The organism is Thermococcus gammatolerans EJ3 (assembly GCF_000022365.1).
In the GTDB taxonomy this organism is placed as follows: domain Archaea; phylum Methanobacteriota_B; class Thermococci; order Thermococcales; family Thermococcaceae; genus Thermococcus; species Thermococcus gammatolerans.
The window spans coordinates 1294105-1308400 of the sequence record NC_012804.1 but is presented as its reverse complement, the minus strand read 5'-3'; the positions used below and the strand labels follow the sequence as shown (position 1 = coordinate 1308400).

Annotated in this window: 19 protein-coding genes; 11 read left to right on the top strand and 8 right to left on the bottom strand. The window is 54.8% G+C overall.

Annotated features, from left to right (window positions below; translation table 11 throughout):
* Positions 1–33: 33 nt before the first annotated feature.
* The 6 genes from TGAM_RS07040 to TGAM_RS07015 all read right to left on the bottom strand — a co-directional run bounded on the left by TGAM_RS07040 (position 34) and on the right by TGAM_RS07015 (position 4797).
* The gene (locus TGAM_RS07040) at positions 34–2346 is read right to left on the bottom strand and encodes a glucodextranase DOMON-like domain-containing protein (RefSeq protein WP_048811240.1); all 2313 of its coding nucleotides are present in this window, start codon (positions 2344–2346) and stop codon (positions 34–36) included.
* Positions 2347–2501: 155 nt separating this feature from the next.
* Positions 2502–2903 carry a hypothetical protein gene (locus tag TGAM_RS07035; RefSeq protein ID WP_015859003.1) on the bottom strand — a complete coding sequence of 134 codons (402 nt, stop codon included), beginning with the start codon at positions 2901–2903 and terminating at the stop codon, positions 2502–2504.
* 200 nt (positions 2904–3103) lie between these two features.
* The gene (gene surE, locus TGAM_RS07030; protein WP_015859002.1) at positions 3104–3904 is read right to left on the bottom strand and encodes a 5'/3'-nucleotidase SurE; all 801 of its coding nucleotides are present in this window, start codon (positions 3902–3904) and stop codon (positions 3104–3106) included.
* 2 nt (positions 3905–3906) lie between these two features.
* Positions 3907–4365 (bottom strand): type II toxin-antitoxin system VapC family toxin, encoded by a 459-nt coding sequence (locus tag TGAM_RS07025; protein WP_238516196.1) that lies wholly within the window; start codon positions 4363–4365, stop codon positions 3907–3909.
* Positions 4349–4537 (bottom strand): hypothetical protein, encoded by a 189-nt coding sequence (locus TGAM_RS07020; RefSeq protein WP_148206283.1) that lies wholly within the window; start codon positions 4535–4537, stop codon positions 4349–4351. Before TGAM_RS07020 ends, TGAM_RS07025 begins: the two co-directional genes overlap by 17 nt.
* 50 nt (positions 4538–4587) lie before the next feature.
* Positions 4588–4797: a division/cell wall cluster transcriptional repressor MraZ gene (locus TGAM_RS07015; RefSeq protein WP_015858999.1), complete on the bottom strand. Its 210-nt coding sequence runs from the start codon at positions 4795–4797 to the stop codon at positions 4588–4590.
* 378 nt (positions 4798–5175) lie between these two features.
* Here TGAM_RS07015 and TGAM_RS07010 point away from each other — a divergent pair, with 378 nt between their 5' ends.
* The 11 genes from TGAM_RS07010 (at position 5176) to TGAM_RS06960 (ending at position 13489) form a co-directional block, all read left to right on the top strand.
* Positions 5176–6450: an AAA family ATPase gene (locus TGAM_RS07010; protein ID WP_015858998.1), complete on the top strand. Its 1275-nt coding sequence runs from the start codon at positions 5176–5178 to the stop codon at positions 6448–6450.
* 33 nt (positions 6451–6483) lie between these two features.
* Positions 6484–7458, top strand: a complete 975-nt coding sequence (locus TGAM_RS07005) for an archaeosine biosynthesis radical SAM protein RaSEA (RefSeq protein ID WP_015858997.1) — start codon at positions 6484–6486, stop codon at positions 7456–7458.
* 144 nt (positions 7459–7602) lie between these two features.
* Positions 7603–7872 (top strand): 2-oxoglutarate ferredoxin oxidoreductase subunit delta, encoded by a 270-nt coding sequence (locus TGAM_RS07000; RefSeq protein ID WP_048811238.1) that lies wholly within the window; start codon positions 7603–7605, stop codon positions 7870–7872.
* A 2-nt stretch (positions 7873–7874) separates the two neighbouring features.
* Positions 7875–9065 (top strand): 2-oxoacid:acceptor oxidoreductase subunit alpha, encoded by a 1191-nt coding sequence (locus tag TGAM_RS06995; protein ID WP_015858995.1) that lies wholly within the window; start codon positions 7875–7877, stop codon positions 9063–9065.
* Positions 9065–9916: a 2-oxoacid:ferredoxin oxidoreductase subunit beta gene (locus TGAM_RS06990; RefSeq protein WP_015858994.1), complete on the top strand. Its 852-nt coding sequence runs from the start codon at positions 9065–9067 to the stop codon at positions 9914–9916. Before TGAM_RS06995 ends, TGAM_RS06990 begins: the two co-directional genes overlap by 1 nt.
* A gap of 3 nt (positions 9917–9919) precedes the next feature.
* Complete coding sequence (locus tag TGAM_RS06985) at positions 9920–10432, top strand: 2-oxoacid:ferredoxin oxidoreductase subunit gamma (RefSeq protein WP_015858993.1); 513 nt, start codon at positions 9920–9922, stop codon at positions 10430–10432.
* Positions 10429–10773: a DUF4258 domain-containing protein gene (locus TGAM_RS06980; RefSeq protein WP_048811237.1), complete on the top strand. Its 345-nt coding sequence runs from the start codon at positions 10429–10431 to the stop codon at positions 10771–10773. The genes TGAM_RS06985 and TGAM_RS06980 overlap by 4 nt, the downstream gene beginning before the upstream one ends.
* Positions 10745–10951, top strand: coding sequence for a DUF2283 domain-containing protein (locus TGAM_RS06975; protein WP_048811236.1), 207 nt, complete (start codon positions 10745–10747; stop codon positions 10949–10951). Before TGAM_RS06980 ends, TGAM_RS06975 begins: the two co-directional genes overlap by 29 nt.
* Positions 10948–12096, top strand: a complete 1149-nt coding sequence (locus TGAM_RS06970) for a 2-oxoacid:acceptor oxidoreductase subunit alpha (protein WP_015858991.1) — start codon at positions 10948–10950, stop codon at positions 12094–12096. Before TGAM_RS06975 ends, TGAM_RS06970 begins: the two co-directional genes overlap by 4 nt.
* Positions 12096–12941 (top strand): 2-oxoacid:ferredoxin oxidoreductase subunit beta, encoded by an 846-nt coding sequence (locus TGAM_RS06965; protein ID WP_015858990.1) that lies wholly within the window; start codon positions 12096–12098, stop codon positions 12939–12941. The genes TGAM_RS06970 and TGAM_RS06965 overlap by 1 nt, the downstream gene beginning before the upstream one ends.
* Positions 12938–13489 carry a 2-oxoacid:ferredoxin oxidoreductase subunit gamma gene (locus TGAM_RS06960; RefSeq protein WP_015858989.1) on the top strand — a complete coding sequence of 184 codons (552 nt, stop codon included), beginning with the start codon at positions 12938–12940 and terminating at the stop codon, positions 13487–13489. Before TGAM_RS06965 ends, TGAM_RS06960 begins: the two co-directional genes overlap by 4 nt.
* Here TGAM_RS06960 and TGAM_RS06955 read toward each other — a convergent pair.
* Together TGAM_RS06955 and pfdA are read right to left on the bottom strand one after the other, a co-directional pair.
* Entirely contained in the window at positions 13479–13769 is a 291-nt protein-coding gene (locus TGAM_RS06955) for a prefoldin subunit (protein WP_148206282.1), read from the bottom strand. The genes TGAM_RS06960 and TGAM_RS06955 overlap by 11 nt on opposite strands.
* A 38-nt stretch (positions 13770–13807) precedes the next feature.
* Entirely contained in the window at positions 13808–14269 is a 462-nt protein-coding gene (gene pfdA / locus TGAM_RS06950) for a prefoldin subunit alpha (protein ID WP_015858987.1), read from the bottom strand.
* Between the last annotated feature and the right edge of the window lie 27 nt (positions 14270–14296).

Here is a 14296-nt window from a genome sequence, read left to right as displayed (position 1 = left end):
GGAAATAAACAGAAGAAAAGAGGGGAAAGGGGGTCACTTTCTCCTCCTGAGGAGGAGTGGGATTATTGCGAGGCCTATGAGGGCCGCTGGACCACAGATGCCTCCACCGCCCTCAGAAGTCGTCGTAGTCGTAGTAGTGGTGGAAGGCTTGGTAGTGGTGGTCGTGGTTGTTGTTGTGGTTGTGGTGGTAGTAGTCGTGGTGGTCGTTGTCTGAAGTGGAGTAAGGGTGTAGCTGAACTTCAGCTCCTTACCGGCCTGAATTGAGACGTCGAAGCTCTCCTCCTTGTAGCCCTCCTTCTTAATGACAACCTTGTGGGTTCCGATCGGAAGGACGTACTGCTCGAGCGGGGTCTCTCCAACCTTCTTGCCGTCGATGTAAACTTCCGCACCGCTTGGGTCAGTGGTTATGGTAAGCATTCCGGTGAGCTTTGAAAGTGTTACCGGAACCTCGAGGGTCTTTCCGGCCTGGATTGAGACGCTGAACTCCTCGTCCTTGTAGCCGTCGAGCTTGAGGATGACCTTGTGGACTCCGGCCGGGAGCTCAAGCTTCTCTATGGGGGTCTTTCCGACGGTGGTTCCGTCAATCGTAACGGTGGCGTTGGCGGGGTCGCTCGTTATCGTGAGGTAACCTGTCGGAACGACTGGGATCATGTCAACAGTGGCCCTCTTTCCTGCGCTGGCGTTGTAGGAACTCAGTTGCTCCTCCTGGCTCGGGGAGAACCAGTTGGGGACGAGGAGGTCCATGACGCGCGGGGCGACGCCGGCTATGATAGCGTCAGAGTCACCGCCACCAACCCTCCACTGGGAGGCATTGACCTGAACATCACGCCACTGGTCAACACCGTAACCGTCCTGGCTGCCAACGAGAACGGCGAGCCTCGGGAACTTGATGCCCTCGACTTTGAGGCCGTCGCCGAAGTACTTGGCCGGAACAACGACGTTGATTGTGTTCTGGCCTTGGTCTGTGAAGACGTCGATGTCGTCAAGAACGGTTCCGTTCGGAAGGACGAGGGCCTTGCCCCATCCGTGAACCCTGAAGGCGAGGTCCCACGGGTGGTTCGGGTCGAGGTCGACGTTCGCACCGGGTCCATTGTCCGCCATCTTTATAGCGGAAGTGTTGCCTCCGTCCTTGAAGTCGAAGTATGCCTCGATTATCTGGAGGCTGAATCCGTTCGGCCCGTTCCAAACGTTACCTCCAAGGTTCTTGAAGTGGAAGCTGAATATGTACTTGTCACCTGCCTTGAGGATGTCCATTCCGGTTATGTCGAAGAGTCCGGTCTTGTTGAAGACTGGATCAGTCGGGTAGGTGTAGGTTCCCGGACCGTGATCGTCACCGGCTGGGTCGTCAATCGAGAATACCTCCTCGGGAACACCGTACTTGGCAACCACTGCCGCCCAGTGGAGTATGTTGCTGACGAACTGCGGACCGTCGAGTTCAACTCCATGGTAAAGCGGGCTCCAGGTCGGCTCGTAGTCACCGTACGGGCTCTCACCGCTGACGATGAGCAAGCTCTGAGTGTCGTTAAGCGGGACGATCTGGGCCGCGAGAAGTGTGAAGACACCGGTGTCACCGGCAAGGTAAGCGTTTGCCATTGGATCGTTGTTCTCAACTATCGTACCGTTCTCGCTGGTTACCACAATCCTGTAGGTGAGGGGTGGCTTTGATGTCTCGTTAAGCGGGTGCCAGGTTCCGTTAGCGTCAACCCAGGCAACCACGCCTGGACCGTGGTAGAGGACCTTTCCATCGTGGAGGAAGCCCTCGGTGAGCATTCCTCCGAAGGGTGTGTCGGAATCGGGGTTAACGTGGCCGACGACACGGTAACCGGCGCCTGCATTGCTGCTCGGGTCTTCAACTGAACAGAGGTCAACTCTAAGGTTTCCGTAGCCGAACTGCTCGAGGAAGCTGTCAGCTATGTCCTGAGCCTGGACTCCACTTCCGTAGTCGCTGTCGGCGGCGATCCAGAGAACCTTACCGCCCTGGGCAAACCAGTCTTTGATTGCCTGGATCTCCTCCGGTGTGAATGGACTGGTTGGCTGGCCGAGGATAAGGACGTCAACGTCCTTGAGGGCATCGGGGGTTATGGTGTCCCCCAAGTTCTTGATCTTGGTGTTGTTGGGGAACATGTCCGGGCTTCCAAAGTAGGCCCACTCCATGTCTCCAACGCCTTCGACGATCGAAGGCGCAAGAATGTGGCTCTGATTGTCCCTGTCAACAACTGGGTCAACGAGATACTTGGTGTTTTCACCGTGAGTTAAGTCCACTGCAACGGTTGTTGCGCTGGCCATAGCAAACCCAAAAACGCTAAACAACACGAAAGCTGCTATGATGGTTGCTAGCCGCTTCATGGCGTTCACCGGTTAGAATATCCCTCCGGAAGTTATAAATTTTGTGAATCCCAAAGGTTTTACATCGTGAAAAACCTAGGGCTCACAAAATATTTCCGGAAGGGAATCTATACCATTAATAGGTTCCAATTTTCAGGGTTGGTTGTGAGAGTATCTCACGTCTGAACCACGAGTCTGGTTCCGGGTCTGAGGCAGTTCTGCGTTGGAAACCACCAGGTGAGCCTTTCAACGGCTTTTTCGTCGCTTCCCCTAACAACGAGGAGGACACTCTTATTCCAGAACCCGCTGCACTCGATGTAATAGCTTTTGTTTCCGGAGAACAGCCTCCATATGCATGACTCTCCTTCGGAGCTGTTCACGACGGCGAGTGAGGATTTTAGGTCGTTTTCAATGCTCTTGAACAGTTTCCGGCACTCGCTCAGGTTTCCGTAAACAAAAACGGCAACTTCAAAGCTGGAAGTGCCGTTGGAGACAATGCCCTCAAAGCCTTCCTCATAACCCGAGACGTTGTAGGGAAGCCATTTCCTCTCCTGCCTTGAGCTAAAGTGGGTGAGCATCTCGCTAAGAACTTCAAAGGCGCGGGATTGTGCATCGGATGTGTTGAGCTCATTTAAAGAGTCTGGCGGAAGGAAAGTGGTGTTCTTATCAGTAGTACGGCAACGACTATGAGGACTAAAAATGTAAAAAGAAGCCGCTTTGAATGTTTCCCTCTCATGAGGCCCTCACCTCTATTATGTCTGCATCTTCCCAGTTCCCATTAATACGTCCTTCCAGTCTGCAAAGATTCACCAAAAAGAACGTTTTTAAGTTTCTCAAAATCCACCCTCGCAGTCATGTCGATGTTTATCGGCGTAACGCTGACCTTCCTCTCGACCTTTAGGGCGTACGCATCGGTTCCCGGCTCGAAGTCCTGAACAAGTCTGCCGACGATCCAGTAGTATGGGTTGCCCTTCGGGTCAATCCTCTCCTCGACCGTTGGGGAGTAGCGCTTCCTGGCTAAGCGGGTGATTGCCATCTTCGTGTCCTCCGTAGCGTCGCTCGGGACGTTGACGTTGAGCATGTCAACGCCCTCAGGAAGGCCCCTCTCAAGGACTGCACCGGCTATTCTCCTGAGGAAATGAGCCGAGACCGAGAAGTCCACTCCCTCACCCTCACCAAGGGTCTTCTTCCAGTCCACCTCAAGACTCACCGCTATGCTCGGAATCCCGTGGGTTGATGCCTCTATCGCCGCTGAGGCCGTCCCCGAGACTGTTATCTCCGTGCTGAGGTTCTCGCCGAGGTTAATCCCGCTGACGGCTAAATCAAAGCTCCCGAAGCGGGCTATGGCGAAAATCACGCAGTCTGTTGGCGTCCCGTCTATCCCATAGGCTATCCTCGCGCCGGGGACGTCAACGCGCTTGGCCCTTATCGGCCTGTGGAGCGTCATGGCCCTGCCGCTTGCACTCCTCTGGAAGAGGGGGGCAACGACGTAAACTTCGCCGAGCTCGCTGAGAGCCTTTACCGCCGCGCGCAGGCCGTTTGAGTAGATTCCGTCGTCGTTGGTGAGGAGGATTCTCAAGCCTACACCTCCAGATCCTCAACTTTTGAAATAGCCAAAAGACCTTCCCGCGGTGCAACGGTAAGCAGGTCGGAGTCAAGGCTTACTACCCCGTCAAGGCCATAGTACTTGGCAGTTGCCAAGATTAGGGCATCACTCGGAAGAAGGCCATATTCCACGGTGAATTTGATTGACAAAAGGACAATTTCATGATTCGTGTCAAGAAAATTTGTCGAACTCAGCATTGGTAGAACCTGATGGACAAAGATTCTCGCAATTCGTTTAACTTCATCTCGACTCCGTTTAAGGGTCCAGTATCCCCCAATATTCGAACGTAGATACGTGAAGAGAACCTCATTATAAACCGTCTCATTTGTGAACAGTCTGAACTCTCCATCTGCTAAACGAGAGAGAAGAGCAGACGCGTTTGGATTCCCTTTGAGATACTCAATGAACACGTTGCTGTCAAGGAACAAGCTCATCATACATCTCTGCCTCCAGCTCCTGCCAAGATTTGGAGGTCTTCATGGCACCCTTGGCTCTTCTCAGAGCCTCTTTTGGGTCAATCTTTCCGAGCATAATGGCCAGCTGAATCTCAAGCCACAGGGGGTCTTCATTTTTGTGACGGGATATCACCTTATCAACTTCCTCCATTTTCCCACCAACAAGTTCTCGACGCAAGGGAATTTAAACCTTCACCCGAGTCATAGCTCCTTTTTGAGCTCTCCCCACACCTTCAGTTCCTCAATCTCAACGGTGTCGAAGAACCTCTTCAGGTTCACCCTTTTCCTTGGAAGGAGCTCAACCCTGTCCTCGAGGTCGACTATTATCACCTCATCGCCGAGCTTATCCCTCAGCTCGTTCGGCAGGAGAAGCCGCCCCTGGACGTCGAACTTTCCAATGATGACTTTCACACATCCATCCCTCCGTTGATAGCTCTGCGGGGGTGAATAGTTTCTGGCAATGGCTTAAATTTGAAGAGAGTGGCTTACCTCTCCTTTGAGAGGAGCCTGAGGAGCTCCACCAGCTCGTCCACCTTCCTCGTGAGCTCGTCGACTTTCTCCTCCAGTCTGTCGAGGCGGGCAAATATATCATCGTAGACTTTCCCGCTTTTTATTGCCTCTTCCGTGGCCTCTCTTCCTCCCGAGTTCCGCGAGTTCGTCGGCCAGCTGGGTTATCCTGTCCGAGTGTCTGTCTATGGCTTCCAAAGGTGGGACATCAGGAAAATGAGCACATAAGAGGTATGAGAGAACCCCGAAACTTTTATAATTATTCCAGCGGGAATTATTCTCATGAGAATAATTCCCCGAAAAATTGAACGTGCCTTCCTGAAATACCCCGACTGGAAGATGCTCTACGGAAGGAGAAAGACGGGCAAGACCTTCCTCGTCGAGCACTTCCTCGACTACGACGAGTTCTTCTTCGTGAACAAAGACAGCACAGTCCACGACAGGCTGAGCAACGATAAAATGACCTACCAAGAGTTCATGAGGCTCTTTCCAAGGCTGGTTAAGGAGAAGAGACGAATCGTCATCGACGAGTTCCACCGCCTTCCCGAGGGCTTCCTCGACCTCCTGCACACATACTCAACTGAACAGGACAGCCAGGTGATACTCGTAACCTCAACCATGTGGCTCGCTCAAAGGCTTCTCTCGATGAGGGAAAGCCCGCTCCTTGGGATAGCTTTCCTCGTGAAAATCGGACTCATAGACGAGCGCGAAATTCTGGTGGAGCTGTCAAAGGAAGTGAAGAGGAAGGAGCTGATAGAGGCCTCAACCTACCTGAGGGAGCCCATGCTCGTGCCGGCTTACAAACCCCCGCTGAGGGACTTTTTAACCGGCTTCTTTTCGTCCTCGGGTTCATTCGTGAGCGAGCTCGTTGGCGAGACCTTCAGCGAAGAGGGTCACGAACTGACGAGGGTTTACCTCGGGATAATGATGGAAGTCGCCAACGGAAAGGGGACGAGCACCGAACTTTCCTCTGCACTCTTCTCCCGCGGCCTGCTGAAGAAGGACAACCCCGGGACGCTCCAGAAGTACCTCACGATCCTCACGAAGATGGGAATCCTGCGCAAGTTCCTGGTTCAGGGCAAGAGGCGCAAAAAGTTCGTTTACCGGCACGCCTCGCCCCTCCTCGACCTACACTTCTATCTTGAGGCCAAGTACGCCTACACAGAGCTTGAAACGTCCGTGGAGTTCATAAGAAGGGCCGTCGATTACAAGCTTCCGAGGCATGTTGAGGACTTCATCGCTGATTTACTCGCCAAGGCCTATGGTTTGAGAAGGGTGAGTGTCGAGCTTCCCCAGCTTGAGCTTGACATAGCTTTACAGGGGTTCAAAAGGCTCGAACTCGTCGGAGAGGTCAAGTGGAAGGATAGGGTAAAGAGGGAGGAAGTGAGGAAGATTGAGGAGAAGTTATCGCGCTTCGACTGCCGCAGAGTGCTCATTGTCCCAAGCGAAGACGTTCTCGAGCGCGAACCCGAAGGAATAGAGGTTCTGACGCCCAGAGACCTGCTGGAAATCGCGAAGGAAAGCCTCAAGAAAACGTTGAATATGGAGCACCTTTAAAAACCCCTGTCCCAACGCCCCTCCGGTGAGAGCATGACCTACTGGACGAGCGAGGACAACGTCGCCGGAAAGCCGGGAACGGCGCTCTTCATAATCCTGCCCACGATAGGTTGCTATCGCTTCAGAATAGGGAAGGCCTGCTACATGTGCGCCTATCCAACTGCCGCACCGAAGGTGAAGTGGAGCCAGGAAGCGATAATTGACTACGTGAGGGAAGCGCTGGAGAAAATAAAAGGCGAGAAGGGCCCTTTCGCGGTGAGAATGTTCACATCAGGTTCTTTCCTTGACAACGGTGAGCTGAAGCCCGAGACGAGGAGGAAAATCTTCGAGCTTTTAGCTGAGATGGACAACGTTGAGGAAATCGTCATCGAGAGCAGGAGCGAGCTGGTTCGCTACGACGCGGTTAAAGAGCTGGCCGAGATAGTTCCGGATAAGCACTTCGAGGTTGCCATAGGGCTGGAAACTGCCAACGATGACATCGCCGACGTCTCGATAAACAAGGGGAACACCTTCGAGGACTTTGTGAGGGCCTCCGAGATAACGAGAAAGGCTGGGGCGAATGTCAAGACCTACCTACTGCTGAAGCCGATATTCCTGGGCGAAAGAACGGCAATCGAGGACGTCAAGGAGAGCATAATCAAAGCCGAGCCCTACACGGACACCTTCTCGATAAACATCACGGACATCCAGAAGGGGACGCTCTACGAGAGGCTCTGGGAGAAAGGCGAATACAGACCTCCCTGGCTCTGGAGTGCGGTAGAAGTCCTAATCTGGGCGAAGAAAAAGTTCCCGAACAAGAGAATTCTGAGCGATCCGGTCGGTGCTGGCTCAAAGCGCGGGCCCCACAACTGCCTGACCGACTACGACCGCGTTATCGGCAGGGCCATTAAGAAGTTCTCGGCGACGCAGGATTTAAGCCACCTTGAGAGGCTCAAGCCCGAGTGCAGGGACAGGTGGAGCTATATTGTCGAAAACGGCCTCCTCGACTGGCAACTTACCACTTGGTGATTCTTCGGAGGGGTTCAGGCTTCTCCAAAACTTTTACATCAATGCACTTTTGCTCCCGAATGAACCTTTTCTGGACATCAATGTCCCCCCGCGAAACCTTTAAATGTTGACAAACGTAAAAGGCCACGTCGAGAGGTGATTCAGATGGCCGAAAACGCGAACACCATTGTTGAAAAAAACGGCTATCTTGTCGTCGGAAAGGCGGAAGGAATCGTTGAGATTGACGTTGATACATTTCTCTGCAAGGGCTGTGGAATTTGTGTCGAGATGTGCCCGAGGAAGGTCTTCGAGTGGAGCAAGGAGCTCAGCGAGAAGGGTGTGCACTATCCAGTCCCTGTTCACGCGGAGAAATGTGTCAAGTGCAAGCTCTGTGAGCTCCTCTGCCCGGACTTCGCCATCGCGGTAAGGTGGTGAGCATGATAATCCGCGGTGACGAGCCGGAGCAGATTAGGCTCCTCAGGAAGCTCTACAAGCCCGGCAACTACTTCATGCAGGGCAACGAGGCAGTTGCCTACGGTGCGCTGTTTGCAGGCTGCCGCTTCTACGCAGGTTATCCAATAACCCCGTCGAGCGAGATAGCGGAGACGATGGCGCGCGAACTGCCGAAGCTCGGCGGCTACTACCTCCAGATGGAGGACGAGATTGGGAGCATAGCGGCCATGATTGGAGCATCTTGGACGGGATTCAAGGTCATGACTGCAACGGCTGGCCCGGGCTTCTCGCTTATGCAAGAGAACCTTGGCTACGCCGTGATGACCGAGACCCCGCTCGTTCTGGTTGACGTCCAGAGGAGCGGGCCTTCAACGGGCCAGGCCACGAAAGGTGCCCAGGGCGACTTCTTCCAGGCGAGGTGGGGAACGCACGGCGACCACCCGATTGTGGCGGTTTCGCCGACGAGCGGGCAGGATGCTTTCTGGGAAATCATCAGGGCCTTCAACATCGCCGAGAGGCTTAGAACGCCGGTGGTGTTCCTCTTCGACGGCGTTTTGGCACACACGAGGGAGCTCATTAAGATTCCCGACGTTGATGAGGTGGAGATAACCTACCGCAAGCTCCCCCAGAACGAGGAGGAAGCGAAGCTCCCCTTCGGCGACCCGCACGGAGACGGCGTTCCACCGATGCCCCTCTTCGGACACGGTTACTTCACCCACGTGACGGGCTCGACCCACAAGGAGAACGGTTTGAGAGATGTGTACACGCCAGAGGTTCACGACAGGCTCGTGAGGAGAATCCACAGGAAGATAGAGAAGAACCGCGAAGTTTACGAGAAGTACGAAGAGCACTTCACAGACGATGCAGAGATACTCGTCGTCAGCTGGGGGGTAACGGCAAGGCCCGCCCTCGGAGCCGTTCTGAAGGCGAGGGAGGCGGGAATAAAGGCCGGCCTCTTCGTGCCGAAAACGGTTCACCCGTTCCCTGGGGAGAGGATGAGGGAGCTCGGAAAGCGCGTTAGGGCCATACTCGTTCCCGAGATGAACCTTGGCCAGATGATTCTTGAAGTCCAGCGCTACGTCAACGACGACGTTCTGCTCAAGGGAGTCAACAAGATTGGTGGCGTTCCCTTAACCGTTGAGGAAATCCTGCGCGAGATAAGGGGTGTTGCCTGATGCCCGAGATTTATTCCAAGTACCCGATGGTTAAGTACCTCCGCAAGGAGGCCCTTCCGACGGCACTCTGTCCCGGCTGTGGCGGTGGAACCGTGCTGAACGCTTTTGCCAACGCCGTTGACCAGCTCAAGCTCGACCCGAGGGATTTGGTGGTCGTGAGCGGAATAGGCTGTTCCGCTTGGATAGCCTCGCCCTACTTCCTGGCGGATACCCTCCACACGACGCACGGAAGGGCGATAGTCTTCGCTACCGGCGTGAAGGTCGGTCTGCCGGACAAGAAGGTCGTCGTGATAAGCGGTGACGGCGATTTGGCGAGCATCGGCGGAAACCACCTTCTTCACGCCGCGAGGAGGAACATCGACATAACGGTTATTCTCGTCAACAACTTCATCTACGGAATGACGGGCGGACAGGTCGCTCCGACGACGCCCTTCGGGGCCAAAACGACGACAACCCCCTACAGGAACATCGAGCACCCGTTCCAGATTTCTGAAACCATCGCGGCGGCCGGAGCGAGCTACGTGGCGAGATGGACCACAGCCCACGTTTACCAGCTCATCGAGAGCATCAAGAAGGCTCTAACCGTTAAGGGCTTCTCCCTCGTCGAGGTCATTTCGCAGTGTCCCGTCCAGTTCGGAAGGAGGAACAGGATGAAAGAGCCAGCAGAGATGCTCCGCTGGTTCCTGAAGAACAGCGTTCCGCTTGCAAAGGCTAGGAAGATGAAGCCTGAAGAGCTCGAGGGCAAGTTCGTCATCGGCGAGTTCGTCAACAGGCAGAGGCCCGAGTTCATCGAGGAGCTCAACAAGCTGATTAACGAGGTCCAGGAGCAGTTCGGACTCAAGGAGGTGTGAAGGATGCAGATTAGGCTCGCCGGAATCGGCGGTCAGGGCGTTGTGCTCGCGGGGGTAATACTCGGCGAGGCCGCCGCGATTGAGGGTTTGAACGTTCTTCAGACCCAGGACTACAGCTCCGCGAGCAGGGGAGGCCACTCCATAGCGGACGTCATAATCTCGAAGGAGCCGATTTACGACGTAATGGTTACCAAAGCAGACGTCCTCGTCGCTCTTCACCAGCTCGGCTACGACACCGTCAAGGACTCGCTGAAAGAGGACGGGCTTCTGATAATTGAGACCGATTTGGTCAAGCCAGATAGGGACTACGTCGGCGCGCCCTTCACCAGAATCGCCGAGGAGACCACTGGGCTCGCCCTAACAGTAAACATGGTCACTCTCGGCTACCTTGTTGCGAAAACCAATGTTGTGAAGAAGGAGAGCGTTGAGGAAGCGATTAGGAGGCGCGTCCCGAAGGGGACTGAGGAGATAAACATCAAGGCCTTCAGGGCCGGTTATGAGGAGGGGCTGAAGTGAAGGTTGTTGAGGAGAGGAACCACCCCAAAGGCAGAATCATAGTAATTCAAACAGACGAAAAAGAGTGCCAAATCCTGATAACACATCACGCACTTTCCCGTGCAAGGCGCTGGAAACTCTCGCTTGAAAAGCTCGTGGAAGCGATACTGTATCCTGAAGAGGTCCTAATGGGGCACCACGACAGGTTTATAGCACATAAAGCAGAGAATAGCCATATTATCAGGGTTATCTACGAGTATGAGAATGGCGTTCCCGTGGTTGTGACGGTGTATAGACCGCGTAAAGAGCGTTATTTCATAGGTGGTGGTGTTTATGAAGATAGAGTACTCGCAAGATGCTGACGTCTTGATTATCCGCCTTAGAGATGACGAAGTTGTTGATTCAGTTGACCTCGGTGAAGGTGTCATCGCGCACCTGAACGAGAAAGGAGAAGTCGTTGAGATTGAAATCCTCGATGCGTCCAAGTCCGTTGACTTCAGGGAGCTTGTCCTCAGGATTCCGAGTGGGGTGGTAGCATGAGGTACCCGTTTCCGGTCGGCAAGTCCGACTTCATTCAAGGTGATGAGGCCATAGCGAGGGCGGCTATCTTAGCTGGTTGCAGGTTCTACGCGGGCTACCCAATAACGCCCGCCAGCGAGATATTCGAGGCGATGGCCCTCTACATGCCCCTCGTTGACGGTGTGAGCATACAGATGGAGGACGAGATAGCGAGCATAGCGGCGATAATAGGCGCCTCCTGGGCTGGGGCGAAGGCGATGACCGCAACGAGCGGGCCTGGCTTCTCGCTGATGCAGGAGAACCTCGGCTATGCTGTAATGACCGAGACGCCGATAGTCGTCGTCAACATGATGCGCGGTGGTCCATCAACGGGCCAGCCAACGTTCCCGGCCCAGGGAGACATAATGCAGGCCATCTGGGGCACTCACGGCGATCACATGCTCATCGTTTTAAGTCCCTCAACCGTTCAGGAAGCCTTTGACTTCACTATTAGGGCCTTCAACCTGGCCGAGAAGTACAGGACTCCCGTCGTAATCCTTGGAGACGCCGAGCTCGCCCACATGCGCGAGCGCGTTTACATTCCTGAGCCTGAGGAGATTGAGGTAGTCGAGAGAAAGCTTCCAGCCAGCGAGGAGGAGGCTAAGCTTCCCTTCGGCGACCCGCACGGAGACGGCGTTCCACCAATGCCGATATTCGGGAAGGGCTACCGCACCTACGTGACGGGTTTGACACACGACGAGTATGGCCACCCGAGAACCGTTGAGCCCGAGGTTCATGAAAGGCTCATCAGGAGGATTTACCGCAAGATACTCGACCACAAGGACGAGATAATTAGCAGGGAGGAGTTCATGCTCGAAGACGCGGAGGTGGCGATAGTCACGACCGGAATAGTCTCCCGCTCCGCCATAAGGGCCGTTAAGATACTCCGCGAGAAGGGGGTTGAGGCGGGCCTGCTGAAGCTCAACACGGTGTGGCCTTTCGACTTCGACTACATCGAGGAGCTCGCGGAGCGCGTGGATAAGATATACGTGCCCGAGATGAACCTCGGACAGCTCTACCACCTCGTCAGGGAAGGCGCCAACGGAAAGGCGGAGGTCGAGCTCATAGCCAAGATAGGCGGCGAGGTGCACACGCCGATGGAGATAGCCGAGAGGGTGGTGGGATGATGTACCTGAAGTCCGCTTACGAGATTCGCGACAAGTACCTGAGGAAGGACATGTTGCCCACGATATTCTGCCCGGGCTGTGGAATCGGTAGCGTCCTCCAGTTCACCCTCCGCGCGATAGACGACTTAAAGCTGAACCAGGACGAGATAGTCTGGGTGAGCGGAATAGGCTGTTCCTCCCGCGTTCCAGGCTTCGTCAACTTTGACGGCCTTCACACGACCCACGGAAGGGCCCTTGCTTTCGCCACGGGAATCAAGCTCGCCAATCCGAACCTCAAGATAATCGCCTTCATGGGCGACGGCGACGCGGCCGCGATAGGCGGGAACCACCTCATCCACGCCATCAGGAGGAACCTCGACGTGACGGTAATCCTCATCAACAACTTCACCTACGGAATGACCGGCGGACAGGTCGCTCCGACCGCTCTGAAGGGCCTGCGCGGGACTACCGCTCCATACGGCCAGTTCGAGAACCCCTTCGACATCGCTCAGCTGGCGGTCTCAGCTGGGGCGAACTATGTCGCTCGCTGGACGGTTTTCAACTACCTTCAGGGGATCAACAGCATAAAGAAGGCTCTCCAGAAAGAGGGGTTCACGCTCGTTGAGTTCCTAAGCCCCTGTCCGATAAGCTTCGGAAGAAGGAACAGGATGAAGACTGCCCCAGAGCTAATCCGCTGGTACCAGAAGATAACCGTCCCGCTCGCGAAGGCCAAGAAGATGAAGCCAGAGGAGCTTGAGGGCAAAATAGTAATCGGCGAGTTCGTTGACAGGGACAGGCCAGGTCTCGTGAGGGAGTATCAGGAGTACATAAAGAGGGCCAAGAAGATGATGGGGTGGGAGCAATGAGGAAGGAAGTTCTCTTCAGCGGGTTCGGCGGTCAGGGTGTCATACTCGCGAGCGTCATCCTCGGAAGAGCGGCTGCTGTCTATGAGAACCTCTACGCGGTCCAGACCCAGAGCTACGGGCCGGAATCGAGGGGAGGTGCGAGCAGGGCAGAAGTGGTTATAAGCGACGAGCCGATTGACTACCCCAAGACACTTCATCCTGACTATGCAGTCTTCTTCTCGCAGGAGGCCTACAGCAAGTACCTCCACACGGTAAAGGAAGGCACCACTGTAATAGTCGAGAAGGACCTCGTCCCCCACAGGGACCTGGAGTTCGAGAAGAAGCTCAACGTCATCGCTTTGCCTCTGACCGAGATAGCGGAAGAAACCACCGGGCTAAGCCTGACGATGAACATTCTAACCCTCGGCATACTCGTCGGCGTGACAGGGATAGTGGGCAGGGAAGCAATAGAGAAGGCCGTCCGCGATGCGGTTCCCAAAGGAACGGAGGAGATAAATGTTAAAGCCCTCAAGAAGGGCTTTGAGATAGCGGAGGAGCTCAGGAGCTGAGCCTTGAGAGCTTCTCCATTATCTCCTTCTCTTTCTCCCTGAGCCTTTCGATTTCCCTCTTGTAAGCCAGGCGCATTCTCTCGATGTGCTCGATTGCCTCGTCCTTCGTTACCTCAACGAGCAGGTCTGCGAAGGCCCTGTAGAGCTTCCTCTCGGCCTTGGTGGCCGTTATGATTCCCTCTGCGTACTCGAGTTCCTTCATCTTGAGCTCTATCGCCTTCCTGAGCTCCCTTATCTGCCTGAGCTCAAGTTCGAGCTCGTAAGCCTTCACCGCCTCCACGCTCTCACCCCCAATAAAAAAGAATGGCCGAGGAGAAGTCACTCCTTCTTCTCAGGCTGCATCTCCTGGAGCTCCTTGAGGAGCTCGTTGACCTTCCTCGTGTCCTCCTCAATCTTCCTCAGCAGGGCCAGGCGGAGGTTCATGAGGGCGTTAATTCTCTTCTCGATGTTCTCCCTGGCCTCGTCAACCGTTGCCCCGACGAGGATTCCAGCTCCAACGTCCATGATGACGTCGTCAGGGTTCTCAATCTTGCCCTTTATCGCTATGCCGCTCCCGAGCGGGATGTAAATTGGCTTGCCCTTACCCTTGTCCTTGAGGTAAGCGAGGGTTGCATCGACAGTCCTGAGGTCGGCGATGGTGGCGTCTATCACTCCAATCTGGCTCCTGAGGTACTCGATTTCGCCGAGGTAGCTCCTTATCTCGTCCTGAATCTGCTCAAGGGTCCTAACCTTCTTCTCCTCGGCCATTTCCACCACCTCCGTTCCTTTTTTCGCTCCCATATTTTAGTTACCTTTTGTATTTAAAAG

What these genes read in the sequence shown, in the direction of transcription:
- TGAM_RS07040 (WP_048811240.1), bottom strand. Translation starts at nt 2,346, where the DNA reads ATGAAGCGGCTAGCAACCATCATAGCAGCTTTCGTGTTGTTTAGCGTT.
- TGAM_RS07035 (WP_015859003.1), bottom strand. Translation starts at nt 2,903, where the DNA reads ATGCTCACCCACTTTAGCTCAAGGCAGGAGAGGAAATGGCTTCCCTAC.
- TGAM_RS07025 (WP_238516196.1), bottom strand. Translation starts at nt 4,365, where the DNA reads ATGAGCTTGTTCCTTGACAGCAACGTGTTCATTGAGTATCTCAAAGGG.
- TGAM_RS07020 (WP_148206283.1), bottom strand. Translation starts at nt 4,537, where the DNA reads ATGGAGGAAGTTGATAAGGTGATATCCCGTCACAAAAATGAAGACCCC.
- TGAM_RS07010 (WP_015858998.1), top strand. Translation starts at nt 5,176, where the DNA reads ATGAGAATAATTCCCCGAAAAATTGAACGTGCCTTCCTGAAATACCCC.
- TGAM_RS07005 (WP_015858997.1), top strand. Translation starts at nt 6,484, where the DNA reads ATGACCTACTGGACGAGCGAGGACAACGTCGCCGGAAAGCCGGGAACG.
- TGAM_RS07000 (WP_048811238.1), top strand. Translation starts at nt 7,603, where the DNA reads ATGGCCGAAAACGCGAACACCATTGTTGAAAAAAACGGCTATCTTGTC.
- TGAM_RS06995 (WP_015858995.1), top strand. Translation starts at nt 7,875, where the DNA reads ATGATAATCCGCGGTGACGAGCCGGAGCAGATTAGGCTCCTCAGGAAG.
- TGAM_RS06990 (WP_015858994.1), top strand. Translation starts at nt 9,065, where the DNA reads ATGCCCGAGATTTATTCCAAGTACCCGATGGTTAAGTACCTCCGCAAG.
- TGAM_RS06985 (WP_015858993.1), top strand. Translation starts at nt 9,920, where the DNA reads ATGCAGATTAGGCTCGCCGGAATCGGCGGTCAGGGCGTTGTGCTCGCG.
- TGAM_RS06975 (WP_048811236.1), top strand. Translation starts at nt 10,745, where the DNA reads ATGAAGATAGAGTACTCGCAAGATGCTGACGTCTTGATTATCCGCCTT.
- TGAM_RS06970 (WP_015858991.1), top strand. Translation starts at nt 10,948, where the DNA reads ATGAGGTACCCGTTTCCGGTCGGCAAGTCCGACTTCATTCAAGGTGAT.
- TGAM_RS06965 (WP_015858990.1), top strand. Translation starts at nt 12,096, where the DNA reads ATGTACCTGAAGTCCGCTTACGAGATTCGCGACAAGTACCTGAGGAAG.
- TGAM_RS06960 (WP_015858989.1), top strand. Translation starts at nt 12,938, where the DNA reads ATGAGGAAGGAAGTTCTCTTCAGCGGGTTCGGCGGTCAGGGTGTCATA.
- pfdA (WP_015858987.1), bottom strand. Translation starts at nt 14,269, where the DNA reads ATGGGAGCGAAAAAAGGAACGGAGGTGGTGGAAATGGCCGAGGAGAAG.